The sequence below is a fragment of the Sphingobium sp. C100 genome (assembly GCF_000508185.1).
Taxonomy (GTDB): domain Bacteria; phylum Pseudomonadota; class Alphaproteobacteria; order Sphingomonadales; family Sphingomonadaceae; genus Sphingobium.
Genome location: NZ_AYOY01000157.1, coordinates 1 through 23,472, shown reverse-complemented (window position 1 = coordinate 23,472; position 23,472 = coordinate 1). Strand labels below are relative to the sequence as shown.

Sequence of the window (23,472 nt, the reverse complement as noted above, 5' to 3'; positions counted from 1 at the left end):
GCGCGATTCCGGTGGAGCGGTATGTCCAGCATCCGCCAGGGTGGTAGCATTTACAACATTCGAGTGCCCCCGTCTTTGTCGAAGTCGGTCGAGACGCTCAACCAGCGCCAGCGGTCCAACTCCTCCAGACGAGTGCGATCACCGCTCTCGATAGCGACAATCGCGTCGCTGCCAAGCGGAAGGCGCAGCGGCGGATTGCCTGAGCCGACCACCTCCAGGATCGCCTTCGCGCCCCGACGCGGATCGCCCGGCTGACTGCCGTCATAGGCTTGCTGCATCCGCGCCGCCTCGCCAACAACGGCGTCATACTCGGACCGCCCCGCGTTGATGGTGGTCGAGGCACCGGCGAAATCGGTCCGGAAGCCGCCGGGTTCGACGATGGTGACGTGTACGCCAATCAGCTTCATCTCTCCCGCGAGGACTTCCGAAAACCCCTCGACACCCCATTTCGCCGCCGAATAGGGCGCACGGCCCGGTGCGCCGAGGCGGCCGCCCACTGAGGAAAACTGGATGATATGGCCACTACGGCGCGCGCGCATGTGCGGGATCGCGGCCTTGGTCATGATGATGGTACCGAACAGATTGGTTTCGATCTGCCGGCGGAACGACGCCAGCGTCGTGTCCTCCACCGACCCGATATCGCCATAGCCAGCATTGTTAACGAGCACGTCCAGCGCCCCAAATCGCTCGATCGCGGTCGCAACCGCAGCACGCGCTTCCGCTTCGTTCGTGACGTCGAGGGGCGCAGTGGCGAGCGTATCGTGTCGACCGAACGAGGCGAGTTGTATCGGATCGCGCGCCGTCGCGACCAGATTGTCGCCCGCCTCCAAAATGGCGGCGCAGAGTGCGCGGCCGAACCCGCGCGAGCCGCCAGTGACCAACCATGTCCGAGCCATCGCCAATTCTCCCGAAATTACGATTATAAACGGTCATTTCCAAGGGCGTCGGGCTCTGCGTTCACCCAAAGGTGAAGACATAAGCCCGCAGGCCCGGCCGCGAAACCTCGACCGTGATCGTGCGGTCATTCGTCACACTTCTCTGCCGGACGAGCTGATAGAGGCGGTCTTCCTTCACCTCCCCCCAACCTTCGGCGTCGATGTCTGCGCCATGGTCCCTGCCGGGGGCTGCACCATCGATCTTGACGCGATAGCGGACCGGCCGGCCATCGGGCGGGCCGCCTAGGACAAGGTGAACGTCGCGCGCATGAAATCTATAGCGGATTGCTCCGGCGGAGCCATCGAGCGTGGCGAACTCGCGCCCGACTGTCCATTTGCCCGCCAGATCCCAGTTGTTAAGCGGCAGGCTGGCGGCGGCATTGCCAGCCGACACATCCTTGCGCAGTCCTCCCGGCGAGCGGAAATTCTTCGCCTTCTCATAACCAACATAGGCTTCGGGCGATTTCAGGTCAGCCCAGTCCGCTTCGGCTTCAATACCTATGCCCTTGACCGATGCCAGCGGTAGGCTCGAGGGATCATGCCCCGCCTCAGCCAACAGCTTGCGGATCAGTTGCTCGGCACTGGCATAGTCGCCCTCGCCGATGCGATAGTCCCGGACCTGCCCGTTGGCGTCGATGAAATAAAAGCCCGGCCAGCCCTGATTGGCGAATCGCTGCCAGACCGCATAGTGATTGTCCTGCAGGTTGGGATAGCGCACGTCGAGCTGGCGCGTCGCCAGTCGCACCCTGGCCGGATCATGCTCGAACTGGAATTCGGGGGTATGGACGCCCACGACGACAAGACCCTTGTTTGCATAGCGCTCGCTCCACGCCCGCAGATACGGCATCGCACGCAGCGAATTGATGCATGAATAGGTCCAGAAATTCACGACGACGACTTTGCCACGCAGGGCCTTCGGGCCGCCCGGAATCGCAGTGAGCCAGGGTTTCGCCGTGCTCAGCACGTCCAGCGGCCTCGACGTCGCCCCGGATACACCGGCTTGGGCAGGCAGGCTGTTGCCAGCCTCACCGCAGCAGATGGCGACCGTAGCGCCAGCGGCGACGAGCGCGGCGGCAATAAAGCCAAATGAGCGTTTCCGTGCCATGCTGGTCATCTCCATCGCAACCTATGCCGGTTGATTGTCCGGAGCCGATGTAGGCCCGTCTGCGCGAGCGGCACGTTAGTCGTCGATGGACTTTGTTAGTTTGCCTGTTCGCAAACACTAACACGGCATCACCACGCCTAACGCGCATCCCCTCACGATCTCGCTATCTCTCCCTCGATCAGTTCATGTCAGTCGAGGGGACGATCTTTGTTCGGCAATTTTTCCACTTCACGTCGTCAGTTTGTGGCTGGTGCCGCAGCCATCGGCGCAATGGGTACCATGCCGTCGATCGCCCTCGCTGGCGATGGCAGCACCGCGATCCGGCGATTCAAAATCGCCATCCCCGATGCTGACGTTGCGGCGATGAAGCGACGCATTGTGCAGACGCGCTGGGCCGACGTGGAGCCGGTAGCCGACGACAGCCAGGGTGTGCGCCGCCAGACGCTGGAGCCTTTGATGCACTATTGGGCCGGCGACTACGACTGGCGTAAGGTCGAGGCGCGGCTGAACGCGCTGCCGATGTTCATGACCGAGATCGACGGGCTGGATATCCACTTCATTCACATCCGTTCGCGACATGAAAACGCGATGCCGATGATTCTGACGCACGGGTGGCCGGGCTCCATCCTCGAGTTCATGCGGGTGATCGATCCACTGACCAACCCCACTGCACATAGCGGCAGCGCGGAGGACGCCTTCCACCTCGTCATTCCCTCGATCCCCGGCTTCGGCTTCTCCGCCAAGCCGACAGTGCCGGGTTGGGGTTCGGATCATATCGGGCGGGCATGGTCGACGCTGATGTTGCGGCTTGGCTATGAACGCTATGTCAGCCAGGGTGGCGATTGCGGCTCCGTCATATCGCAGCGGATGGCGTTGCAGCATGTGTCGGGGCTCATCGGTATTCACCTAAACATGCCTGCCGTGGTGCCGGTCGATATTGCTCACACACTCGCAGCAGGTGATCCGGCTCCAACCACACTGACTACGAAAGAGCGCGCCGCGTTCGGGCAACTCCAGGCCTTCTACCGCGATAATTCGGCCTATGCCGCGATGATGAACAGCCGACCGCAGACGATCGGTTACGCGCTGGTCGACTCGCCGGTGGGGATGGCGGCGTGGATGTACGAGAAGATCGCTCAGTGGGTGTACGCCGACGGCCAGCCCGAGCGCGTCCTTGGCCGCGATGCGATCCTCGACGACATCTCGCTATACTGGCTGACCGGCACCGGCGCCTCTGCCGCCCGGATTTATTGGGAGGATCATTCCAACAATTTCAACGCGCGCGGCATCATCGACATCCCGGTCGCGATCAGCGTCTTCCCCGGCGAGATTTTTCGTGCGCCCAGGAGTTGGGCGGAACGCTGCTACACCAACCTCTTCTATTTTAACGAAGCCAGCGACGGCGGCCATTTTGCCGCTTGGGAACAGCCGCAACTTTTCGCAGCAGAACTTCGCTCGGCCTTCCGCTCGCTTCGCTGATCTCCCCCCATCTTGTTCAAGAAGGAGGACATCATGTCCGATACCCAGACCCTCTATACCGCCGACGTGTATGTGACCGGGGGCCGCGACGGCGCCGCGAAGAGCAGCGACGGCCGCCTCGATGTCAAACTATCGTCCCCCGGTGGTCGCGGCCAGGGGACCAATCCTGAGCAGCTGTTCGCGGCGGGATGGTCCGCCTGCTTCCAGGGTGCGATGGCGATTGCCGCAAGAGCGAAGGGCTTGACCCTGCCCCCCGAGCTGGCGATCGACGCGCAGATCGAGCTTCGCCAGGGCAATGACGGCTTTTCGCTCGCAGCGCGCTTGACCGTGCATGTGCCCGGCGTCAGCCCGGAGGTCGCCCGTCAAATTATCGAAACGGCGCACAGAACTTGCCCTTATTCAAAATCGATCAAAGGCAACATCGACGCCGTCGTCGCGCTGGTCTGAACCCGGCAACAAGGACAATGACATGAAGAAACTCATCACCGGCGGCCTCGTGATCGCCGCCGCGCTGCTCGCCACCGATGCGCAGGCTGAGCCGACGTCGGCCAAGCCGACCGTGGTACTGGTCCATGGCGCGTTCGCAGATTCGTCGAGCTGGAACGGCGTCATCACCATTCTCGAACGGGATGGTTACACGGTGGTGGCCGCACCCAACCCGCTGCGCGGGGTACGCGTCGATGCAGATGTGGTCACCTCCGTCGTCAAGAGCATCGATGGGCCAGTGGTATTGGTCGGCCATTCCTATGCCGGCTCGGTCATCAGCGAAGCAGCCGTCGGACAGTCGAATGTGAAGAAGCTGGTCTACGTGGCAGCCTTCGCGCCCGACGCTGGTGAGACCGCGCTCGGTCTGACCGGCAAGTTTCCCGGAAGCACGTTAGGCCCCGCCCTTGCGCCGCCGGTCCAGCAGATTTCGGGCGGCAATGACCTCTACATTCTGCAAGCCCGCTTCCCTGACCAGTTCGCGGCCGATCTGCCTATGGCTCAGGCGCGACTGATGGCCGCCGGTCAGCGGCCCATTTCTGAATCCGCCCTATCGGAAGCTTCTACCGAGGCGGCATGGCGGAATGTGCCGTCCTGGTTCATCTATGGCGACAAGGACAAGAATATCCCTCCAGCGGTTCAGAGCTTCATGGCGGCGCGCGCGAAGGCGCGGCAGACTGTGGTGGTCAAAGGTGCGTCGCACGTCGTGATGGTGTCGCACGCCCCTGAAGTCGCCGGCCTGATCGAACGCGCCGCCTCCGCGCGCTGAAAGATTGCCGCACCGATGTCCCCTGCCCCCGGGACACCGGCGCGCAAGCCCACGACCGGCTGCGCTTTCGCGTGGCCGGTCGTGCGGTAACGTCCGGTGCCTGAGCCTTAGCAAGCCGTCACCGCGAATAGCCGGTGAACACCAGATCGGCGTCTGGCTGGATAGTCTCCAGCTTCTGGTGGCAAGCGAAGCAGGACTGGAGGAGGGACCGGTCCTGATTGGGCAAGCCGTCCTCGAACTGGCCGTAGCCCCAGCCCCCGGTGGCAGCATAGCGTTGCGAGTCCTTGACGCTGACCTGCACGTTGGTCGGCAAACCTGCCACGAAAGACTGCGGCGCTGGGAACACCCGGTCGTTTCGGGGCGAGGACTCGTGCTGCCACGCGAGCCGAACGATGATCGCGCCATCGGGGAACGGCCGTTTTCCCTCTCGAAAGGCCCTGACCGCCACTGCATTGCCCAGAATGGCGCGAATGTCGTTGTTCCGCCCCTTTTCCTGCGCGACGCTGATCAGGGTCCAGTCGCGATAATCCGCAGGAAGCCTGACTCCGTCGATCGGCAATTCGCGCGTCTCCTGCCGTTGCGCGGCGACGCCGGCCGACAAGCCCAGCAACAGAATAGAGCCGATCAAGGCTAAACCGCTCGCCTTGCTCATGTCGCGAGCTTCGCCGCATCCAGCACGGCCTGCGCGAACGCCGCCGGTGCTTCCTGTGGCAGGTTGTGGCCGACGCCGCCGGTAATCAGCCGATGAGCATAAGGGCCGGTGAACCTCGCGCGATATTGTTCTGGTTCTGGATGGGGCGCACCGTTGGCGTCGCCCTCCATGGTGATCGCGGGTATCGTCACCGGGGGCGCTGCGGCCAGCCTCGCTTCAACAGCGTCATAGTGACGCTCGCCGTCCGCGAGACCCAGACGCCAACGGTAATTGTGGATGACTATGGCAACATGATCGGGGTTGGCGAACGCAGTCGCCGAGCGATTGAACGTGGCTTCGTCGAACGCCCATTTGGGTGAGGCGAGCTGCCATATCTGCTTGTTGAAAGCAGCGGTGTTCTCCGCGTATCCGGCCTTTCCACGCTCAGTGGCGAAGTAGAATTGGTACCACCAGCGCAACTCGGCAGCAGGCGGCAGCGGTTTGGAATTACCTGCCTGACTGCCGATCAGGTAGCCGCTGACGGACACCAGAGCCGTGCAGCGCTCGGGCCACAGCACCGCCATGATGTCCGCAGTGCGCGCGCCCCAGTCGAAGCCCGCAACGACCGCTTTGTGGATGCCCAATACGTTCATCAGCGCGATTCCGTCGGCAGCGAGTGCCGCCTGCTGTGCGTTGCGCGGGGTCGCGTCCGACCGGAACAGCGTCGTGCCATGCCCGCGCAGATGAGGGACGATGACCCGATATCCTTTGGCCGCTAGCAGCGGCGCCACCTCGGCAAAGGCGTGGATGTCATAGGGCCAACCGTGGATGAGCAGGACGGGTGGCCCCGATACAGGACCCAGTTCAACATAGCCGATGTTGAGGACGCCGACATCGACTTGCCTGACCGGGCCGAACGACGACAGCGTCCGCCCGGCTGTCCCGGACGTCACCTCTTTCGCCAAGGCGTGAGCGCCGCCGCCAACAGCTATGGCGGCGATAGCGGCCGTGCCGAACACAAAACCTCGCCGGGTCGGATTGACGGTCCTATCCGATGTTTCAGTCATGGGTCTTCCTCTTGCCAATTTGCTGGAGTACCCATAGCCCTGCTTCACGGCAAAGGGTCGTTAGTCGCTGTGATGTCCTGTGAGCTTTCAGCGTGAATGTAGGTCGCAAACCACCTTGCGCGGCTCAATGGCGGACCGTCGCTCCGCGTTCAGATGGATAAGGCCGCTACCGGTCTGGCTAGGCGATTTGGTGCGGGAACGTGTTAGTCCCGGCAGCTACGACCAGACCTGGCCGTCGCAGACGGTGTCCGCGCCGCTCCATGAACGACAGGTTTCGTCGCAATCGGCCATTCCAGGTATAAATGGCGATCGGCAGCAATGTCCCACTTCAAGGCGATCGCGGAACCGAAAAATGCCGACCCTTTACGGACGTTGAACGGTCAATTTTCGCCGCCCAGATGCAGTCCGTCCGCTATTGGCGAAAGCCGTCATTCTCGCTTTCTGTGGCGAATAACGCCTTGTCCCTGGACTTGCTCGTCGCCACCGACCCATTCCCGCTGTTTAGCCGGCCATTTTCGAGTCCTAGGAGCGAAAGGTCGGGCTTTCCAAAATGTTTGATTGAGATTGGCCGATAGGCGGACGACTAGGTCGGAGCTAAATGCAGTTGCGGCCGCCACTCGCGTGGGCAGATCAAAGGCGGATTGCGGCTAGCCGTTTTCGGCGCATGCCTTCAGGCGGCGGACATTGCTTACATCTGCCGCGGGGGAACGTATGGCAAGCCGAGCTACGATAACGAGAACATTCCTATGGCTGGCAGTGCTTGTCGGCGGACCGCTGGTGGGCGCGAAGCTGTTCGACCTGCTCGTCCTAGCCGGCGCATGGAGCGCTAATCCGCCCCAATCACTCGCGATGATGCCCTATGGAAAGGCCTGGCCTGTCGATACGGGCGCATTTTTCATTCCGTTCTCAGCAGCCATGTTGATCGCGGGGTTCGGTGCTTTGACTGCCGGATGGACAACGCCCTGGCGCTACCGGTGGCTTCTTTGCATTCCTTCGCTGGGTATCTTGCTCTTACTCGTCCTGACCGTTGTATCCTTTTGGCCGATGAACGCAGCTCTGTTCTATCACGGCATGGGTTCATCAAAAGACACAATTACCGACGCGCAATCCATTGAGATGGCCCGACGTTGGGTTGCCCTCGATTGGGTACGGGTCGCTGGAGCGACGGCTGCATTTGTCGCCGGTCTGAGAGCTCTTACGCTCCCGTGGCCGACTGAAGTAGTGGCGAAGGATGGGATAATTGTGCGCGTCATACTTCTTATCGCGCTCGCAGGAGTAGCCGGCTTTGTCATATGGTTTGTGGCTAATTTGTAACGCGATTTGACGCACAACGACCCATTCTTGCCGTTTAGCCGTGAAATTCCGATGCCCGGCTGCGGCCCGTCCGCTTTTCCGGCAGCTCGCGGCCAGATTAAGACCTTCGCTTATGGTACACGAACGCCCGACCCTGCCAATAGCAGTCATCCGGATTAAGCGAGACTGTCAGGCAGGAGCCGCCAACAAAGCCGCCGTTTCGCGACCAAAATCCGACGCTCGTTAACTGCTGTTGGGTCATAAACCCCTGCCGGCTTCCCGAGGACATCGAGAAACCGCTGAGGAACTCGACCCAACGAAGCTGGTCAATCGCTCTGACTGCTGAGATTGGCCAGACGATAGCCAATGCCAGGTTCGTTCATCACCAACCTTGGATGTGAGGCGTCACGTTCGATCTTCTTGCGCAGGGAGCGAATTGCAACGCGCAAATAGTCGAGATCGCCGCGATGTGCCGGCCCCCAGACCGTTTCGAGCAAGACCGTGTGGGTCATCACGCGACCCGGCCTTTCCGAGAGTGCCCACAACAGTTCGAACTCGCGCGGCGTCAAGGCGACCCGCGTTCCCTCTATCAGAACGGCGTGCTTCGCCCGGTCGATGCTGCCGCCTTCGAATTCTCTCCTTAGCGGATCGACGATTGCGCCGGCCTTGCGTCTCAGCGCCGAACGGACGCGCGCAAGGAGTTCGGCACTATCGAAGGGTTTGGTCACGAAATCATCGGCCCCCAGATCAAGGGCGGTAACTTTCTCCTCGGTCGCATCCCGCGCCGTCAGTACAATGATGGCGATGCCCATCGCCGCGAGCTGCGGCACGATTTCGAGCCCGTCACGATCGGGCAAGCCGAGATCGAGCAGTGCGACCGCGGGTGCCTGCGGCCCTGCGGCGAGCCGCAACGCCTCTCCGGCACTGGCAGCTTCGATGTGACTGAGCCCGACGCGGTCGAGCGCTCCAACAAGGAGCCTTCGGATCGCAGGTTCATCATCGATGATCAGTACGTCGCTATGCATGGGAAAGACCATGGTCCGTTTCTTGCCCCGTGGCGACCGGCAGCGAGACGGCGAAGGCCGCACCGCCGCCTTCGCGATTGCCCGCCGTTATAGTTCCGCCAACCGCCTCGACGAAGTTCTTGGCAATCCACAGCCCGAGTCCGGAACCGCCTACCCGATCGCCGCCTTCGAGCCGGTGGAAGCGCTCGAACAGCCCTTCCATGTCTTCGGGCAGACCGGGGCCACGATCAAGGACGCGGCACAGAGCCCGACCTTCGGAATAATCGAGTTCCAGGTCAACGGGCGATCCGGCCGGAGAGAATTTCAGCGCATTGTCCACTAGGTTGATCAATACATGGCGTAGAAGCAGCGGGTCGCTGAACACAAACGGACAATCGCTGTCGATCCGCGTAGAAACCCGTGCTTCCGGCCCATCCTGGCGCAGATCGCGGACGACGGACGTGACGATGTCGGTCATGTCGACGCTTTCCCATCTGGGTTCGATCGTTCCGTGCTCGATCCGCGATGCTTCGAGAAGATCGTTCAGGAAACGCTGCAGCCGCCGGGACTCGGCACGGGCGATGCGGACCTCCTCTGCATAATCGCCGTCGACCGGAATTGCCTCTGTTGCGGCGATGACGGCCGTAAGGGGGGTGCGCAAGTCATGGGCGATGCTGCCCAGCAGTGCGCCGCGCAAGCGGTCTCGTTCGTGTAGCGCATCCACTTGCCGCGCCTGTCCTTCAAGCACGATCCGCTCGTGCGCAAGCGCGGTCTGATCGACTAGCGAGGCCAGCATCACCGCATCATCGGGGCGGATCACCCGCTCCTGCGAAGGGCGCGCCAGGCCCAGGGCACCCATCGTGCCGAGCGACGTCTTCAAGGGATGGAACTGCCAGTCGGAGGCGTTCAGCGTGCCCGTATCGCGTCCCGTGGCAACGCCATTCTCGATGGCCCAGCGGAACGCCGCCTCGTCGACGACGTCGATCCGCCCATAAGCGTCGTTCCCGCGGACGACTGTCCTATTGTCTTCCAGCGAGACGATGATCGCTTCGAGATCGAGAAGCCCGCCAATCTCGCGGCAGGCAACCCGTGCGGTTTCATCCCGACCGGAAAGACCACCCATGAGGCCGGCAAATCTGGCCAGAGAGGCATTGAGCCGGGCCACGCCTGCACTTGTCTCCGCTTGCCGCCGAACCTTTCCCGCCAGACCGCCGATGACAATGGCAACCACCGCAAGCACCGCGAACGTCACGATTTGCGCAGGACTGTGAATGAAGAGCGTATGGTAGGGTTCAGTGAAGAAGAAGTTGTAGGAAAGCGCAGCCGCCATTGCCGCCCACAGGCCCGCCCGCAAACGCAGCCGGGTGGCGGCAATGATCACCGGCAGAAGCAGAACAAGGTCGATGGCGCCCGGCGGGATCCAGGGCCTGACCAGATGCAGTATCCCGACGGTGATCGCGACGAGCAGCACCGCAACCGAGTTCTCCGAGACAGTCGAGACCTCTCTTCGCTTGTCCGGCTTCTCATCCGCCTCGTCGAGCGGCACGACATGCACGGCCGCACCCCTGGCCTTGCGAATGACCGACTGGGCGACAGACCCGTGTCGCCATTCGAACCAGCGCGTGCGGCGGCTCTTGCCGATCACGATCTGACTGGCCCGCAATTGCCTGGCCTGATCGACGAGCGCCGCACCGATATCGTCGGCAGCGACCGTCATCAGCGATGCGCCCAGCGAAGCCGCCAGGGCCAGGTTATCGGCGAGTTGCTCGCGCTGGCTGCCGCGGACGGCGCGCGCGCTGGCGCTTTCGATCACCACTGCAGTCCACGGCGCATGGAGCAGGTCGGCCAGGCGCTTGGCATGACGCACAACAGGCGCACCGCCCCTGCCGGCGCTGACGGCCACGATCAGCCGCTCGCCCGCCACGAAATCGGACTTCTCCCCACTGATCTCGAGTTCGTCGGATAGCCTTCGGTCGACGCTATGCGCAGCAAAGCGCAACGCCATTTCGCGCAAGGCGGCAAGTTTGAGGGGCGTGAAGAAATTGGCCAATGCCCGCTCCGCCGTTTCGGGCAGATAGACCTTGCCGGCTTCTAGCCGCTCGATCAGCGCCTCGGGCGGCAGGTCGACCAGGATCAGTTCGGCATGATCGAAAATACTGTCCGGCACCGTCTCGCGCACGCGGACATGGGTGAACCCGGCAACGACATCGTTGAGGCTTTCGATGTGCTGGATGTTGATGGTGGTCGCGACATTGACCCCCGCGACGATCAGTTCGGCCACGTCCTGCCAGCGTTTGGGGTGGCGGCTGCCAGGTGCATTGCTGTGGGCCAGCTCGTCCACCAGGATAAGACCCGGGCGCCGGGCAAGCGCTGCGTCGATGTCAAACTCATCTAGCGCGTGCCCGGCATGGTCGATCACGCACCGCGACAACACTTCCAGCGGCTCCAGCAAAGCTGCGGTTTCGCTGCGGCCATGGGTTTCGGCCACGCCCACGACCACGTCGACGCCTTCGGCGAGCCGCCGTGCAGCGTCCTGCAGCATGCGAAAGGTCTTCCCCACGCCGGGCGCCGCACCGAGATAAACGGTCAGCCGCCCGCGCTCTGCCATTTTGGCAATGCGCAGGAAGCGTTCTGCGTCACGATCGGACGTGGGATCAATCATCGTGACAGCAACCTATTGCGCCAGCCGGTCGAGCGCCAGATTGAGTTCCAGGACATTGACGATGGGCTCGGGCGCGAAAACGCCGCCGGGTGCGCTTGCCGTATCGCGGACGAGCTTGCGCACGAGGTCCGGACTGATATGTCGGGCCGTCGCCACCCGCTCGGCCTGGTAGAGCGCGCCGGCGAGGGATATGTCTGGATCAAGCCCACCGCCCGACGCTGCGACGAGGTCTGCGGGGACCGGATTGTCGGCAGTGGCGCCATAGCGCGCGACGGTTTGGGCCGCAAGCGAAGCGAGTTCCGGGCTGGTGGGAGACAGGTTGCTGCCACCCGCTCCCATGCCGTCGAAGTCGACTGCTGATGGACGCGGCCAGAAGTAGCGGGGCGCGGCGAAATTCTGCGCTACCAGTTCGCTGCCTACGGCTCGCCCGCTGATCTCGATGATCGAGCCATTGGCTCGGTAGGGAATGAAGGTCTGCGCAAAGCCAAAAACCAGAGCGCTGTAGGCCACGACGCAGACGAGCAGTGTAACCAGCCACAGGCGCAGCGAGGGAAGAAGATAGATCATCGGTCTGTTCCTATTTGGGTCAGTGCATCAGGGACACATGCTCGGCGATCGGGCCGAGGGCCGCTGCGGGGAAGAAGGTCAGCGCGCCGAAGATCAGGATGGTGATCACCAGCATCGTGCCAAACGTGCCGCCTTCGACGCTCAACGTGCCGGCGCTTTCCGCGCTGCGCTTCTTGGCCATCAACGAACCGACAATGGCCAGGGGCACGATGATCGGCAGATAGCGACCGACCAGCATGACCAGCCCAGTGGCGATGTTCCATGGTATAGTGTTGTCTTTCAGCCCCTCGAAGCCTGAGCCGTTGTTGGCGCCTGCCGAACTGAATTCATAGAGAATCTCGGAAAAGCCGTGCGCGCCGACATTACCCAGACTGTCCTGGCCCCAGGCGGTTGCAGCGAAGATCGCGGTGCCACCCAAGATCAGCACCGCATGGCTGAGGAGCGCAAGGATCGCGAGGCGCATTTCGCGACCTTCGACCTTGTGGCCGAGATATTCGGGGGTGCGGCCGACCATCATGCCCGCGATGAACACCGCCACCACGATGTAGAGGAACATGTTGATCATGCCCACGCCGACCCCGCCGAAAGTGGCGTTGAGCCACATTCCGGCCATCGGCATGAGGCCGGTCAGCGGATTGAGACTGTCGTGCATCGCACCGACCGAGCCATTACTGGTTGAGGTGGTGAGCACGGACCACAGCGGCCCGGTCGCAGCGCCCAGACGCAGCTCCTTGCCTTCGAGGTTGCCGACGTCCGCCATCACAGGCAGGTGCGCGAAAGCATGGGTCGGAACGCTTTCGAACATGACCGCGCCGCCGATCTTCACCAGCAGGAAGATTAGCATGACGCCGAATATGACGCCTGCATGCTTCATGCGTCCGATGATCCGTCCGAACATCCACACGCAAGCCATCGGGATGAGGATGATCGAGATCATCTGGAAGCAGTTCGCCCAGAAGTCGGGATTTTCGAAAGGATGCGTGGAATTGGGGCCAAAGAAGCCGCCACCGTTGGTGCCGAGTTGCTTGATCGCCACGAAGGCGGCGGCAGGACCGCGCGCGATGGTCTGGATCGTACCCTCCAGCGTCGTGACCGTCGCCGCGCCGTCAAACGTCATCGGGACGCCGCGAAGAGCGATGAAGCAGGCGACGATGATGGCCAGCGGCAGGAGCAGGCAGAACGCCGCACGCTGAAGGTCGAGGAAGAAGTTACCCATGCTCGCCTGCCCGCCGATGCCGCGTGCCAGGGCGACCAGCGCCGCGATGCCGGTGGCGGCGGACACGAATTGCAGCCACATCAGGCCGCCCAGTTGCGCCAGGTAGCTCCAGCTGCTTTCGCCCGAATAGTGCTGGAGATTGGTGTTGGTGGTAAACGACGCCGCCGTGTTGAACACCAGGTCGAGCGGTGCGGCGGATTGGCCGTCTGGATTGAGCGGCAGCAAGTGCTGCGTGGCCAGCAGCAGAAAGACAAAAGCGAACATCACCGCGTTGAAGACGAGGAGCGCGATCGAATATTGCTTCCAGCCCTGATCCGGCGCCGTTCCCGCAGCACGGATAAAGACGCTGTCGGCGCGTGCAAACCGGCCGGAGAACAGCGAGGCCATATATGTGCCCAGCGGCCAGGACAGCAGGCACGCGCCGCCCACGATCAGGGTTACGAGGAGAATGGGGGTGAGCATGTCTGGATCCTTTCGCGGTTTACGCGAGGCCAAGGCCGGCGACGGCGAGGTCGATGAGCTTGATGCCGACGAACGGGGCGAAGATGCCGCCAGCGCCGTAGATGGCGAGATTGCGCAGCAACTGGCTTGATGCAGGCATCGGGCGGTAGGCAACGCCCCTGAGCGCGAGCGGCACCAACAGCGGGATGATCACTGCGTTGAAGATGATCGCCGAAAGAATGGCGCTTGAGGGACTGGACAGCCCCATCACGTTGAGCACGCCCAGCGAAGGGTAGAGCACCACGAAGATCGCCGGCAAGATCGCAAAATACTTCGCGATGTCGTTAGCGATCGAGAAGGTGGTGAGCGCCCCGCGCGTCATCAGCAATTGCTTGCCGATGCCGACGATCTCGATCAGCTTGGTCGGATCGCTGTCGAGGTCGACCATGTTGCCCGCTTCGCGCGCCGCCTGAGTACCGGTGTTCATGGCCACACCCACGTCCGATTGCGCCAGCGCTGGCGCGTCGTTCGTCCCGTCGCCGCACATCGCGACCAGCTTGCCCTCTGCCTGCTCCTTGCGGATGTAGGCGAGCTTGTCCTCTGGCGTGGCTTCCGCCAGAAAATCGTCAACACCCGCCTCGGCGGCGATGGCGGCGGCTGTCAGGGGGTTGTCGCCCGTGATCATGACCGTGCGGATGCCCATGCGGCGCAACTCGACAAAGCGCTCGCGTATGCCGGCCTTGATGATGTCCTTGAGGTGAATTGCGCCGAGCAGTCGGCCGTTCTCCACCACTGCAAGCGGCGTACCGCCCGCCTGGGCGATGCGGTCGGTGATCCGCTTGAGCGCAATCACCGCCTCTTGCGAAAATTCGCCGAGCCTGAGCACCGCGTCGACGGCGCCCTTTCGGATGCTGCGCCCCGGCAGGTCGACCCCGCTGACGCGGGTCTGCGCGGAGAAGGCGACGGTTTCGGCCTCCGCTGGCAGCGCCTCGCCGCCGCCGGCCAGCACCACGATCGAGCGGCCTTCGGGCGTCGGGTCGGCAAGGCTCGAAAGCCTGGCAGCGGAAACCATATCTGCCGGAGCGACGCCGGGAAGCACGACGAACTCGCTCGCCTGCCGGTCGCCGATCGTGATCGTGCCTGTCTTGTCGAGCAGGAGCGTGCCGATGTCGCCGGCGGCCTCTACCGCCCGGCCCGACTTGGCGAGGACATTGAAGCGGATCAGCCGATCCATGCCCGCGATGCCGATGGCGGAAAGCAGGCCGGAAATGGTGGTGGGGATCAACGCCACGAACAGCGCGATCAACACCGGAACCGCAATCGCGCCGCCGGCAAATGACGCAAAAGCAGGAAGAGTGCCCACCGCGACGAGAAAGATCAGCGTGAGCCCCGTGAGCAGGATCGTCAGCGCGATCTCGTTCGGTGTCTTCTGGCGGCTTGCACCTTCGACCAGCGCGATCATGCGGTCGAGGAAGCCGCTGCCCGGTTCCGCCGTCACCTTCACGCGGATTTCATCGGATATGACCGTGGTGCCCGCCGTTACCGCCGACCGGTCACCGCCCGCCTCGCGGATGACAGGCGTACTTTCACCCGTGATCGCCGCCTCGTTGACCGAAGCGACGCCGGCCACCACTTCGCCGTCGGCGGGGATCTGCCTGCCCTGAGTGACCAGAACGACGTCACCAAAGCGCAATTGCGTCGCGGGCACTTCCTCGGTCGCGCCATTTTTTCCGATCCGTAGCGCGACGAGCTGATCCTTGGTGGCGCGCAGACTCTGCGCCTGCGCCTTGCCACGGCCTTCGGCCAGAGCTTCGGCGAAATTCCCAAACAAAACCGTCAGCCATAGCCAGAAGACGAGTTGCGCCTGGAAGGCGAGATCGTCACCGCCAATGGCAAGATTGCGCAGAAGGATCGCTGTAGCAGCTGCGGCGACCACCGCCGTCGTGAACATCACCGGATTGCGCAGCAGCTTGCGCGGGTCGAGCTTCAGAAAAGCGTCGCGGATTGCCGGAACCACAAGCTTGCGTTCGAACAAGGAGGCGCTCTGCATCAGAAGCGCTCCGGCTTGAGGAGAACGGCAGTCAGATAGGCCAACAGGCCCAGCGCTATCAGGCCGGCGAGGACCAGGTCGAACGTCATGCGAGGCTCCTTTCAACGGGACTTCGCACTGCCAATTTTGCGCGTGAAAATTCGATGGGCGATCTGCTCGACCACCGTTAAATCTGCGTGAAAATGGATTGGGAGGGCAATACGCTCGGAACCGGGATCTCGATAACCGCATAACGGGCGCAAAACTATACCCGCTAGAATGGGCTGGAGCGTCAGTTATTTTCTTTGTCTGCCGCCGAAGGAGCCATTCCGGAATATCAGCGGCATGCGACCGCTAGCGTCAGTCTGACATGCCCTGCCGAACGGCAACATTTGGAAAACCTGTTGCTTGCCACATGCTTGGGAAACGACCGGAAAGTTGTCTAATTGATTGTGGCATTTCTTTTCCTTTTTCCCGTTCGCCAATGGTTGTCTTCGAGGTCATCGGATAGCTGAGGCAGCTTTTCGTCCGAGCCTTCATGATCGCGGCCGAGCGGAATAGGTGGACGTCTCTGTGTCCCAAACGAGGTTTAACCCCCTACTTTCCTGACGAGATCGTCCTGGGCATGGCTAATCGGGAAGAGAACGCCGGGCACAGGCCCAGCGGAACTCCGTCTCTTTCAGCCAAAGCGAATGGAGTAATGCGGCAAGCTTGCGCGCGACCGCCGTTCTGGCACGCTTGGCGCCTTTGGCTTCTGCCATTTTCCTGCCCCAAGCCTGAAGGGCGAATGGCCTCTTCACTTGTGACAGCGCGACGTTGGCGGCTTCATAGAGCGCCTTGCGCAACATGGGGTCGCCAGCCTTGGAGATGTGCCCGCTAGTGTCGCGTTCTCCTGATTGGCTACGTCGGGGCACGAGCCCTGCATAGGCGCCGACATCGTCGCTTCTCGCAAAACGGTGTGGATCCTCGATGGTCGAGGTGTAGGTGAGCGCAGTGATCGGTCCAACGCCAGGAACGCTCATCAGTCGAGCGCAAACCTCATCCGCCTTTGCCCGGTCAGTGAGCAGGCGATTGGATGCCCGCAGCTGCTCCTCAACGGCTTCCATGGATGCAATGAGTGGGGCGAACAGCGCCTTCAGGTCAGGGCGCTGGGCATAGAAGGCAGTCAGGCGTTCGGCACGCCGGCCAGGTGTTCTGGCTGTGCCCATACGAAGGCCGAATAGCTTTAAAAGTCCCCGCAGTTGGTTGGCCATGGATGTCCGCGCGGTGATGAGCTGGGCGCGGATGCGCAGCGCGGCCCTGTCGATATGCGTGGCGGACGCCTTCATATGGACACGCTTGAACCAGCCGGTGCGCGCCAGCTGAGCAAGTCCTTCTGCGTCGTGGACATCGCTTTTGTTCATACGTGCAGAGAGGACGCCCTTGGCGTGTCGCGCACATATACACTCGACCGCGACACCACGTTCGGCCAGTCCATGGTAGAGGAAGGTCGATAGCGTTCCGGTTTCCAGCACCACGCGTACGAGGTCCGGGCAATGCCGGGTGAGCCACTTGGCCAAAACATCTGGATCGCTCGCGACAACACCGCGCCGCAAAACCTTACCATTGGCCTCGACCACGCAGATATGCGTCGTCTTGTCACTCACGTCTAATCCTGCATAAATCGACATCGGTCACCCTCCTGCATTGAAGCGCCAAGGCGACTTCGTACCATGCACGAGGGTGGCTACATCAATTACGCGATGTCCCAGCCCCTGTCCTTCATCGTATTCATCGCTGCGTCTCACGAATGACCGGTTGCGGGATCGCCAGCGAGGCCGCTGAACGACTTGCATTGGCGCGTAGCCGCCGCGCTGTATGTTCTGGCTCCTCGCAACGGCAAGGAGCCAGGAAAGCTCATATTTCGGTGCCCTCGGCTAACGTTAAAGCGTCCTCCACGTCCACTCCAAGGTATCTGACCGTACTTTCAATCTTCGTGTGCCCAAGCAAAATTTGGACTGCGCGAAGATTTCCAGTCGCCTTGTAGATGATCGACGCCTTGGTTCGGCGCAGAGAGTGAGTCCCATAATCTTCGCTGGGCAAGCCGATCCCCGTGACCCATTCATCGACAAGGCGAGCATATTGCCTGGTGCTTATATGGGCAGCGTGATCGGTGCGGCTAGGAAATGCAAATTCTTCCAAGGACCCACCCCGCAGTTCGAGCCACTTGAGCAGGCTGGCCCGAGCATCAGTCATCAGTTCAAACTGAACCGGTCTGCCGGTCTTTTGCTGTACGACCGTTGCTCGCGTTCGAATTTTCCGATCACAAATGATATCGCTGATCCTGATCTTCACCAGATCGCATCCGCGAAGCTTGCTGTCGATGGCTAGATCAAAGAGGGCACGGTCCCGGACCCGCCCATGCTGGTCGAGAAAGAAACGGATCGCCCATATTTGACGGGGCTTGAGCGCTCGCTTCGCGCCGACCTTGCGCCCAGCGTTCCAAGACACCCGCTCGCGAGCAGCGGGATCAAACTCTGATAATCCCATGACACTTCTCCTGTGGCCCTGACGGCCATAGGTAAAACGCTTCAGAGAAGATCGACCCAAATCGGCCATTCAGTGGCCAAATTTTCATCCCCGGCAGCAGACCTTCCGCTTTTGCGATTTTCATGATTGGTGCGTGACCGCCGCAGCCCAGATCCTGGCTCCTCGCAGCGACAAGAAGCCAGGCGAGCTTAGATTTCTGCGCCCTCTGCGAGAGTTAAAGCGTCCTCCACATCAACTCCGAGGTATCGGACCGTGCTTTCGATCTTCGTGTGCCCAAGTAGCATCACCTCGGAGACGCCGAAATAGGCAGCGATGATGCGCCGATCGTTTTCGTCCAGTTTGCGCGGCGTGCCGCGCCGGATGAATTGCTGGATATAGGCCGCATTGCGACCGATCAGGCGGGAGATATCGGAATAACCGATACCGGCCTCGGCGATCATTTGGCCAAGAGTAGCGCGAACATCAGTGGTCATCAATGTTCTGTCACGGGCTGGACGGCTTTAAACCCCATCGCGTCGCTGACGAAAAGAGCGATGCGCTTCCACATCGCGATGCCATCCTGATTGTCCGCCGTTGCCAGCCTGCCAATCTCGATGGCGACCTGCCTCGGTGCATCACGCCCCGTAGATTTGGATCAAAAGCGTCGCTTAGGCTTGCAAATCCTCGTCGGTCAGATCGTCTATGATCCTGCGTACCCGGCTTATGTGTCCATCACGGCGGAAGGATCGGTATCGGAGCTGTTCTCTTCATCGTTGACAGTGTCGGCCGGAATGGACTCCGGTTTTTCGGACGCGGAGGATTTTATAATTCTGGCTTGTAAATCGCTCAGACGCTGATCGGCGCTTTCCTCTGTCTCGCCTGCCGCGACAGCGGCCTTGAGATAGCGCCCGGCTGCCGTCTCGTTCTCGAACCATGCGGTTTCCTTGTCGAAGCCCGTGGCATCGCTATCGCCAAGATCGCGAACGGCGGCCATGTCGAACGTGCCGCAGATATCGAGTTTATTCCAGCTGAAATGACGGCCAAGGGCATCGTAGCAATTCTGGCTATAGATCATTTCGCCCGGCAGTCCCTCGACCGCCGCCTTCTTCAGGTTGGCTTCGCCACCTTTGACGCTGGAACCCTTGAGTGCGAGCACCGGCGGGGGAGCCTGTATGGCGATAGCGTCACTGATTGCCGCCTGCGCCGTATTGGAGGCTTCCGTGGCTGCGCTTCCGGCGGTGTTTGATGAGGAACATTGGCCGATCACCGCGAGCAGGGCGATCACACCAACGCCCGCCCAGATCATGATCGAAGTCTGTGGAGCTTTGGCCTCATCAGATGCCGCCTTGTGGTGATGACCTTTAGGATGGTTCAAGACAATGCCCCTAACATTGCAACCATGCTTACCAAAGCATAGCTACGGCGCAAGCCACACAAACACATGCAATCGGACGCATTTATGCTTGTGGTGATGCAGGATGTTCCATACCGAATTGCAAAAGACGCTTTCGGGGGAAGCGATGGGGCAGACGATGATAGCACGCCGAACAGAGGCGGCATTTGCGGCGGGCGACGATGCGGCGGCATCATGGATCATGGCGACCTACGCAGGAGTGCAGGTCAATCTAACCGATACCGCGATTGAACTGTCAGGAGTGACCGATGCAGACAGCCTGCTCCGGATATGGCGCGCGGCGCTGCTCAATAGGAAACTGCTCGATCAGGCCTGTTCCCGGCGTGCTATGCTGCTCGAAAACCTGCTGTCATGAGTTTCCTGCCGCTCCGGTCGCGGGCGCTGCCTGACGGGGAGACGATTTTCGTCAATGACAGTGGGCGCTTTTTCCTTGGGGCCGATGGTTTTGTCGGGCGACTGATCGATGGTGCCGAAACGGAAGGCGACAGAATCAGCCTGCGGGCGGGTGGACACCTGATTGAGGACGCTGACAGCCTCGCGTTCGCGGCGCATAGGCGGGCGGTGGCGCGGAGGATCGCGCCAGCCGCGCCGCTCGATTATCTGATTCTCGTGCCGACGCTCCGCTGCAACCTCGATTGCAGCTATTGCCAAGTTTCGCGGGTGAATATCGACCGCGCCGGTTTCGACTGGAGCGAAGAAACTCTGGCGGCGGTTCTGGCGACGATTGACGGTCTTGCCTGTGACCGCCTCAAGATCGAGTTTCAGGGCGGCGAGCCGACATTGCGCCCGGACCTGCTCCGGGCGGTGATGGAGAAAGCGGAGCGTTTTGCGCAGCGCCAGTTCGTCATTTGCTCAAACCTCCAACATATTGACGACGAGTTGCTGGCCATCTTCGACAGGCCCGATGTGTTTATCAGCACATCGCTCGACGGCGATGAAGTCACGCATGGTCGTCACCGCACAAAAGACGCAGAAACGACATCGGCCTTTTTCCGCAACCTGCGCTTCATCGTGGACCGCTACGGCCCAAGCAAGGTATCGGCGCTGCCGACGATCAATGCGGCAACGCCGCCAGCAGCTGACGACCTGATCGACGCTTATGTTGCCTATGGCATGGACAGCATTTTCCTGCGCCCGATCAACTATCAGGGTTTTGCCCGCAAGCGGCACAAGCAGGCGCGCGAGCAGGACGAGGCTTGGCGCAGCTATTACGAAGGCTTCATCCACCGCCTGATCGCACGCAATTGGGCGGATCAGGACCGGGTGCTGGAGGAAACCTATTTCAGCATCGGTTTGCGGCGGATATTCCAGCCGGGACGCGAGCGCCACGTCGATCTGCGTAACCCGAACCCGATGGGCTACGACTATATCGTGGTGGACCATGACGGGGCCGTTTATCCGACCGATGAGGCCCGGATGCTGGCGCGCTCCGGCGTCATCGACCTGTCGATCGGCACGATCGAAATGGGCTGGGACAGCGAGGCACGGGAATTGTTGAACAGCCACGCGACCAACCAGTTCGATCCGGCCTGTATGCGGTGCGTCTACCAGCCTTATTGCGGGCGCGACCCGATTGACGATCTCGCCCGTTATGGCCGGATCGACATGCCCCGGCATGACACGGCCTTCTGCCGCCGCCATATGCACCTGTTCGATCTTATCTTCCGGCTGCTTTATACCGATTGCGAGAAGGTACGCTACTCGCTGGCCCAATGGCTGCGGCTGCCCTCGATTCCCGACAGTTTCGGCGAGGTGATGGCATGATCCCGCTGCTGCTCTCGGCAGAAGCGGAAGCGGATGCGCCGTTCGTCACGCGCCTGCGCGCGACCGGGACGTCAATGCACAGCGCCGACGCGAGCCTTGTCGAATCCGACGCGCTGGGTGCGACCTTTGCAGGCAAGAGCGGCCTGTTCGCAATCGACGGGGCGACGGCGGATGACCTTGACGGCGATGTAGTGCTGGTGCGCCCGCAGGCCGGGCGAGTGGAGCGGCTGTTACGATCCGGCTCTCCGCATAACACGCTGCTGGTCACGGAACGCTGCGACCAGCTTTGCGTGATGTGTTCGCAGCCACCAAAGAAAACCCATGACGATCGCTTCGACCTGCTGGAGCAGGCCTGCTTGCTGGCGGAGCCGGATACGCTGATCGGCATATCGGGTGGTGAGCCGACCCTCTACAAAGATCAGTTACTGGGCATGGTCGAGCGAGTGCTGACGGCACGGCCTGACCTCCGGTTCCACATCCTGACCAACGCCCAGCATTTCGACGCTGACGACATCTCCCGCTTGCGCGCGTCGCTCTATCGGCAGGTCAGTTGGGGTATTCCGCTCTATGCTGCCGAACCGGCGTTGCATGACGAGATTGTCGGCAAACGCGGCGCATTCGCGCAGCTTGAGGAAGGGTTTGCCCACCTCATCATGGCAGGCGCACGGGTCGAGTTGCGGACTGTGCTGGTCACGCCCAATCATCACGCACTGCCGGACCTTGCGCGCTATGTCGCAGCGCGCCTGCAATTCGTTGAGGCATGGTCAATCATGCAACTGGAGAATATCGGCTTCGCTAAAGGGCGCTGGTCGAACCTCTATGTCGATCATCGCGCGGACTTCCGGCCGATCGGCATGGCGCTGACGCTCGCAACCTTGCATAACGTCCGTGCGCAGTTATTCAACTTCCCGCGCTGCACAGTGCCAGCGGATTTCCGCAAATATGCGATTGCCTCGATTTCGGACTGGAAACGGAAGTTCGCCAGCGCCTGCGAGGCATGCCGCGAGCAAAGTCAATGCAGCGGCTTTTTCGAGTGGCATCCTGACGATCATGCCGAAACCTGCGTGGAGCCTTTATGAAGCGAGCCAGATATCTCATATCGAGCCTGATGGCGGCAGGCTTCACGATCCCGTCGCAGGCGCAGGCGGATTTCATACGCGCGACCACAACCGGCACTGACGATCCCAATGCGGGCAAACTGCTCAGGCTGTTTGCACAAGAACATTATGTGACGCTGGCAAGCCACCGGAGCCATAGCAGTCACAGGAGCCATTCCAGCCATAGTTCGGGCTATGGCGGCGGCGGGCATTACAGTCATTCAAGCCATACCAGCCATCGGTCAGGCTCGGGCGGGTACAATTACGATCCGCCGACCTATTCACCTCCACCGCCGCCAAGGCCCGCGCCATCGGCCCCTTCGGTCGCACCCTATCGCCAGCAGCCGCTGTTCGATTCGACAAACCGGGCGGTCGCCCCGCCGCCTGACGGTCTGCCCGCGCTGTCGGGGCGGACGAGCCGCTTCAAGGCGATCGTGCGCCGGGTCGAAATCGCACTTCTGGCGCAGGATTACTATTCCGGCGTGATCGACGGCGTGGTCGGCCCGTCGCTTCGCTCTGCCTTGCGCCGGTTCCAGAAAGACCGGGGCCTTGATGTAACGGGGACGATCACACCTACGACGCTCGATGCCCTGATGATTTCGAGCAACTGACAGGTTTCACTCGTCCGGAGACGATCCACGCGCACGAATGCGCTTGATCGTGGCGGGCGCAACGCCATAGCGCTGGGCCAGCACACGCACCTGCGCACCATCGGACAGGGCTGCGACGATCTCTGTTTCTGTGCCAAGGTGGAGCGCCGGTGCCGTCCCAGAGGTCCCCCGCACGCACGCGCGGCATTTCCCCCGTTGCGCACACACGCTCGCTGGTGGTTTCCGCTTCTAGCTGCGCCCAGACGGCAGCGAAGCCGATCATGGCCCGGCCATAGGCGGTGGCGTTGTCGAACCGCTTGGTCAGACTGCGCAATGTCGCGCCGCTGGCAGTGATGCGTTGCCCCGATCGCGTAAAAATCCACCACATTCTGGCTGATCGTAACCGTCCGATTGTTAC

Annotated in this window: 22 protein-coding genes and 2 pseudogenes; 8 read left to right on the top strand and 16 right to left on the bottom strand. The window is 61.7% G+C overall.

The features are described 5' to 3' along the window. Nucleotides 1-50: 50 nt before the first annotated feature. Entirely contained in the window at nt 51-896 is an 846-nt protein-coding gene (locus tag C100_RS38955; RefSeq protein ID WP_024020526.1) for an SDR family NAD(P)-dependent oxidoreductase, read from the bottom strand. A 61-nt stretch (nt 897-957) separates the two neighbouring features. Further along, nucleotides 958-2,040 carry a redoxin domain-containing protein gene (locus C100_RS38950; RefSeq protein WP_084625419.1) on the bottom strand — a complete coding sequence of 361 codons (1,083 nt, stop codon included), beginning with the start codon at nt 2,038-2,040 and terminating at the stop codon, nt 958-960. Between the two features lie 270 nt (nt 2,041-2,310). On the opposite strand from C100_RS38950, the gene C100_RS38945 reads away from it, so the two are divergent. The 3 genes from C100_RS38945 to C100_RS38935 are packed head-to-tail and all read left to right on the top strand — an operon-like array spanning nt 2,311 to nt 4,771. After that, the gene (locus C100_RS38945) at nt 2,311-3,519 is read left to right on the top strand and encodes an epoxide hydrolase family protein (protein WP_084625418.1); all 1,209 of its coding nucleotides are present in this window, start codon (nt 2,311-2,313) and stop codon (nt 3,517-3,519) included. Nucleotides 3,520-3,552: 33 nt separating this feature from the next. Further along, nucleotides 3,553-3,966, top strand: coding sequence for an organic hydroperoxide resistance protein (locus C100_RS38940; RefSeq protein WP_031309749.1), 414 nt, complete (start codon nt 3,553-3,555; stop codon nt 3,964-3,966). A gap of 22 nt (nt 3,967-3,988) precedes the next feature. Next, nucleotides 3,989-4,771: an alpha/beta fold hydrolase gene (locus C100_RS38935; RefSeq protein WP_024020522.1), complete on the top strand. Its 783-nt coding sequence runs from the start codon at nt 3,989-3,991 to the stop codon at nt 4,769-4,771. 118 nt (nt 4,772-4,889) lie between these two features. On the opposite strand, the gene C100_RS38930 is transcribed toward C100_RS38935, so the two are convergent. Together C100_RS38930 and C100_RS38925 are read right to left on the bottom strand one after the other, a co-directional pair. After that, entirely contained in the window at nt 4,890-5,423 is a 534-nt protein-coding gene (locus C100_RS38930; RefSeq protein WP_031309748.1) for a cytochrome P460 family protein, read from the bottom strand. After that, complete coding sequence (locus C100_RS38925; RefSeq protein ID WP_024020520.1) at nt 5,420-6,469, bottom strand: alpha/beta fold hydrolase; 1,050 nt, start codon at nt 6,467-6,469, stop codon at nt 5,420-5,422. Before C100_RS38925 ends, C100_RS38930 begins: the two co-directional genes overlap by 4 nt. A 777-nt stretch (nt 6,470-7,246) precedes the next feature. Between C100_RS38925 and C100_RS38920 the strand changes: the two genes are divergently transcribed. Further along, nucleotides 7,247-7,783 carry an anthrone oxygenase family protein gene (locus C100_RS38920; protein WP_235219102.1) on the top strand — a complete coding sequence of 179 codons (537 nt, stop codon included), beginning with the start codon at nt 7,247-7,249 and terminating at the stop codon, nt 7,781-7,783. A 305-nt stretch (nt 7,784-8,088) separates the two neighbouring features. Here the strand turns inward: C100_RS38920 and C100_RS38915 are convergent, their stop codons facing one another. The 11 genes and pseudogenes from C100_RS38915 to C100_RS38880 form a co-directional block, all read right to left on the bottom strand. After that, nucleotides 8,089-8,799: a response regulator transcription factor gene (locus C100_RS38915; protein WP_235219101.1), complete on the bottom strand. Its 711-nt coding sequence runs from the start codon at nt 8,797-8,799 to the stop codon at nt 8,089-8,091. Next, nucleotides 8,780-11,428, bottom strand: a complete 2,649-nt coding sequence (locus C100_RS38910) for a sensor histidine kinase (protein WP_024020517.1) — start codon at nt 11,426-11,428, stop codon at nt 8,780-8,782. Before C100_RS38910 ends, C100_RS38915 begins: the two co-directional genes overlap by 20 nt. Before the next feature lie 12 nt (nt 11,429-11,440). Further along, the gene (kdpC, locus tag C100_RS0124875) at nt 11,441-11,995 is read right to left on the bottom strand and encodes a potassium-transporting ATPase subunit KdpC (RefSeq protein WP_031309746.1); all 555 of its coding nucleotides are present in this window, start codon (nt 11,993-11,995) and stop codon (nt 11,441-11,443) included. A 19-nt stretch (nt 11,996-12,014) separates the two neighbouring features. Next, on the bottom strand, nt 12,015-13,673 hold the full coding sequence (gene kdpA / locus C100_RS38905; RefSeq protein WP_024020516.1) for a potassium-transporting ATPase subunit KdpA: 1,659 nt from the start codon (nt 13,671-13,673) through the stop codon (nt 12,015-12,017). A 19-nt stretch (nt 13,674-13,692) separates the two neighbouring features. Then, a complete protein-coding gene (kdpB, locus tag C100_RS38900; protein ID WP_024020515.1) occupies nt 13,693-15,702 on the bottom strand; it encodes a potassium-transporting ATPase subunit KdpB in 2,010 nt (669 codons plus the stop codon). After that, the gene (kdpF, locus tag C100_RS47925) at nt 15,702-15,791 is read right to left on the bottom strand and encodes a K(+)-transporting ATPase subunit F (protein ID WP_024020514.1); all 90 of its coding nucleotides are present in this window, start codon (nt 15,789-15,791) and stop codon (nt 15,702-15,704) included. The genes kdpB and kdpF overlap by 1 nt, the downstream gene beginning before the upstream one ends. A 519-nt stretch (nt 15,792-16,310) precedes the next feature. Continuing rightward, nucleotides 16,311-17,351: an IS110 family transposase gene (locus C100_RS38895; RefSeq protein WP_024020513.1), complete on the bottom strand. Its 1,041-nt coding sequence runs from the start codon at nt 17,349-17,351 to the stop codon at nt 16,311-16,313. A 226-nt stretch (nt 17,352-17,577) separates the two neighbouring features. After that, nucleotides 17,578-18,210, bottom strand: a complete 633-nt coding sequence (locus tag C100_RS38890; RefSeq protein ID WP_024020512.1) for a tyrosine-type recombinase/integrase — start codon at nt 18,208-18,210, stop codon at nt 17,578-17,580. 188 nt (nt 18,211-18,398) lie between these two features. Continuing rightward, a pseudogene (locus C100_RS49560) lies at nt 18,399-18,494 on the bottom strand (tyrosine-type recombinase/integrase); the annotation flags it as partial. Further along, nucleotides 18,489-18,683, bottom strand: a pseudogene (locus C100_RS38885) (S24 family peptidase); the annotation flags it as partial. The pseudogenes C100_RS49560 and C100_RS38885, both read right to left, overlap by 6 nt. Before the next feature lie 227 nt (nt 18,684-18,910). Further along, nucleotides 18,911-19,564, bottom strand: coding sequence for a hypothetical protein (locus tag C100_RS38880; RefSeq protein ID WP_152536481.1), 654 nt, complete (start codon nt 19,562-19,564; stop codon nt 18,911-18,913). Between the two features lie 103 nt (nt 19,565-19,667). Between C100_RS38880 and C100_RS38875 the strand changes: the two genes are divergently transcribed. Genes C100_RS38875 through C100_RS38860 form a run of 4 tightly spaced genes read left to right on the top strand, consistent with a single transcriptional unit; the run spans nt 19,668 to nt 23,075 of the window. Next, nucleotides 19,668-19,958 carry a hypothetical protein gene (locus tag C100_RS38875; RefSeq protein ID WP_024020509.1) on the top strand — a complete coding sequence of 97 codons (291 nt, stop codon included), beginning with the start codon at nt 19,668-19,670 and terminating at the stop codon, nt 19,956-19,958. After that, a complete protein-coding gene (gene hxsB, locus C100_RS38870) occupies nt 19,955-21,367 on the top strand; it encodes a His-Xaa-Ser system radical SAM maturase HxsB (protein ID WP_024020508.1) in 1,413 nt (470 codons plus the stop codon). Before C100_RS38875 ends, hxsB begins: the two co-directional genes overlap by 4 nt. Next, entirely contained in the window at nt 21,364-22,446 is a 1,083-nt protein-coding gene (gene hxsC, locus C100_RS38865) for a His-Xaa-Ser system radical SAM maturase HxsC (protein ID WP_024020507.1), read from the top strand. Before hxsB ends, hxsC begins: the two co-directional genes overlap by 4 nt. After that, nucleotides 22,443-23,075: a peptidoglycan-binding protein gene (locus C100_RS38860; protein ID WP_024020506.1), complete on the top strand. Its 633-nt coding sequence runs from the start codon at nt 22,443-22,445 to the stop codon at nt 23,073-23,075. The genes hxsC and C100_RS38860 overlap by 4 nt, the downstream gene beginning before the upstream one ends. 6 nt (nt 23,076-23,081) lie before the next feature. Here the strand turns inward: C100_RS38860 and C100_RS48635 are convergent, their stop codons facing one another. Further along, nucleotides 23,082-23,249 carry a hypothetical protein gene (locus C100_RS48635; protein ID WP_161633922.1) on the bottom strand — a complete coding sequence of 56 codons (168 nt, stop codon included), beginning with the start codon at nt 23,247-23,249 and terminating at the stop codon, nt 23,082-23,084. Between the last annotated feature and the right edge of the window lie 223 nt (nt 23,250-23,472).

Excerpts from the sequence above, each read along its gene's own strand:
- C100_RS38955 (WP_024020526.1), bottom strand. The coding sequence starts at position 896 with ATGGCTCGGACATGGTTGGTCACTGGCGGCTCGCGCGGGTTCGGCCGC.
- C100_RS38950 (WP_084625419.1), bottom strand. The coding sequence starts at position 2,040 with ATGGCACGGAAACGCTCATTTGGCTTTATTGCCGCCGCGCTCGTCGCC.
- C100_RS38945 (WP_084625418.1), top strand. The coding sequence starts at position 2,311 with ATGGGTACCATGCCGTCGATCGCCCTCGCTGGCGATGGCAGCACCGCG.
- C100_RS38940 (WP_031309749.1), top strand. The coding sequence starts at position 3,553 with ATGTCCGATACCCAGACCCTCTATACCGCCGACGTGTATGTGACCGGG.
- C100_RS38935 (WP_024020522.1), top strand. The coding sequence starts at position 3,989 with ATGAAGAAACTCATCACCGGCGGCCTCGTGATCGCCGCCGCGCTGCTC.
- C100_RS38930 (WP_031309748.1), bottom strand. The coding sequence starts at position 5,423 with ATGAGCAAGGCGAGCGGTTTAGCCTTGATCGGCTCTATTCTGTTGCTG.
- C100_RS38925 (WP_024020520.1), bottom strand. The coding sequence starts at position 6,469 with ATGACTGAAACATCGGATAGGACCGTCAATCCGACCCGGCGAGGTTTT.
- C100_RS38915 (WP_235219101.1), bottom strand. The coding sequence starts at position 8,799 with ATGGTCTTTCCCATGCATAGCGACGTACTGATCATCGATGATGAACCT.
- C100_RS38910 (WP_024020517.1), bottom strand. The coding sequence starts at position 11,428 with ATGATTGATCCCACGTCCGATCGTGACGCAGAACGCTTCCTGCGCATT.
- kdpC (WP_031309746.1), bottom strand. The coding sequence starts at position 11,995 with ATGATCTATCTTCTTCCCTCGCTGCGCCTGTGGCTGGTTACACTGCTC.
- kdpA (WP_024020516.1), bottom strand. The coding sequence starts at position 13,673 with ATGCTCACCCCCATTCTCCTCGTAACCCTGATCGTGGGCGGCGCGTGC.
- kdpB (WP_024020515.1), bottom strand. The coding sequence starts at position 15,702 with ATGCAGAGCGCCTCCTTGTTCGAACGCAAGCTTGTGGTTCCGGCAATC.
- kdpF (WP_024020514.1), bottom strand. The coding sequence starts at position 15,791 with ATGACGTTCGACCTGGTCCTCGCCGGCCTGATAGCGCTGGGCCTGTTG.
- C100_RS38895 (WP_024020513.1), bottom strand. The coding sequence starts at position 17,351 with ATGTCGATTTATGCAGGATTAGACGTGAGTGACAAGACGACGCATATC.
- C100_RS38890 (WP_024020512.1), bottom strand. The coding sequence starts at position 18,210 with ATGGGATTATCAGAGTTTGATCCCGCTGCTCGCGAGCGGGTGTCTTGG.
- C100_RS38875 (WP_024020509.1), top strand. The coding sequence starts at position 19,668 with ATGTTCCATACCGAATTGCAAAAGACGCTTTCGGGGGAAGCGATGGGG.
- hxsB (WP_024020508.1), top strand. The coding sequence starts at position 19,955 with ATGAGTTTCCTGCCGCTCCGGTCGCGGGCGCTGCCTGACGGGGAGACG.
- hxsC (WP_024020507.1), top strand. The coding sequence starts at position 21,364 with ATGATCCCGCTGCTGCTCTCGGCAGAAGCGGAAGCGGATGCGCCGTTC.
- C100_RS38860 (WP_024020506.1), top strand. The coding sequence starts at position 22,443 with ATGAAGCGAGCCAGATATCTCATATCGAGCCTGATGGCGGCAGGCTTC.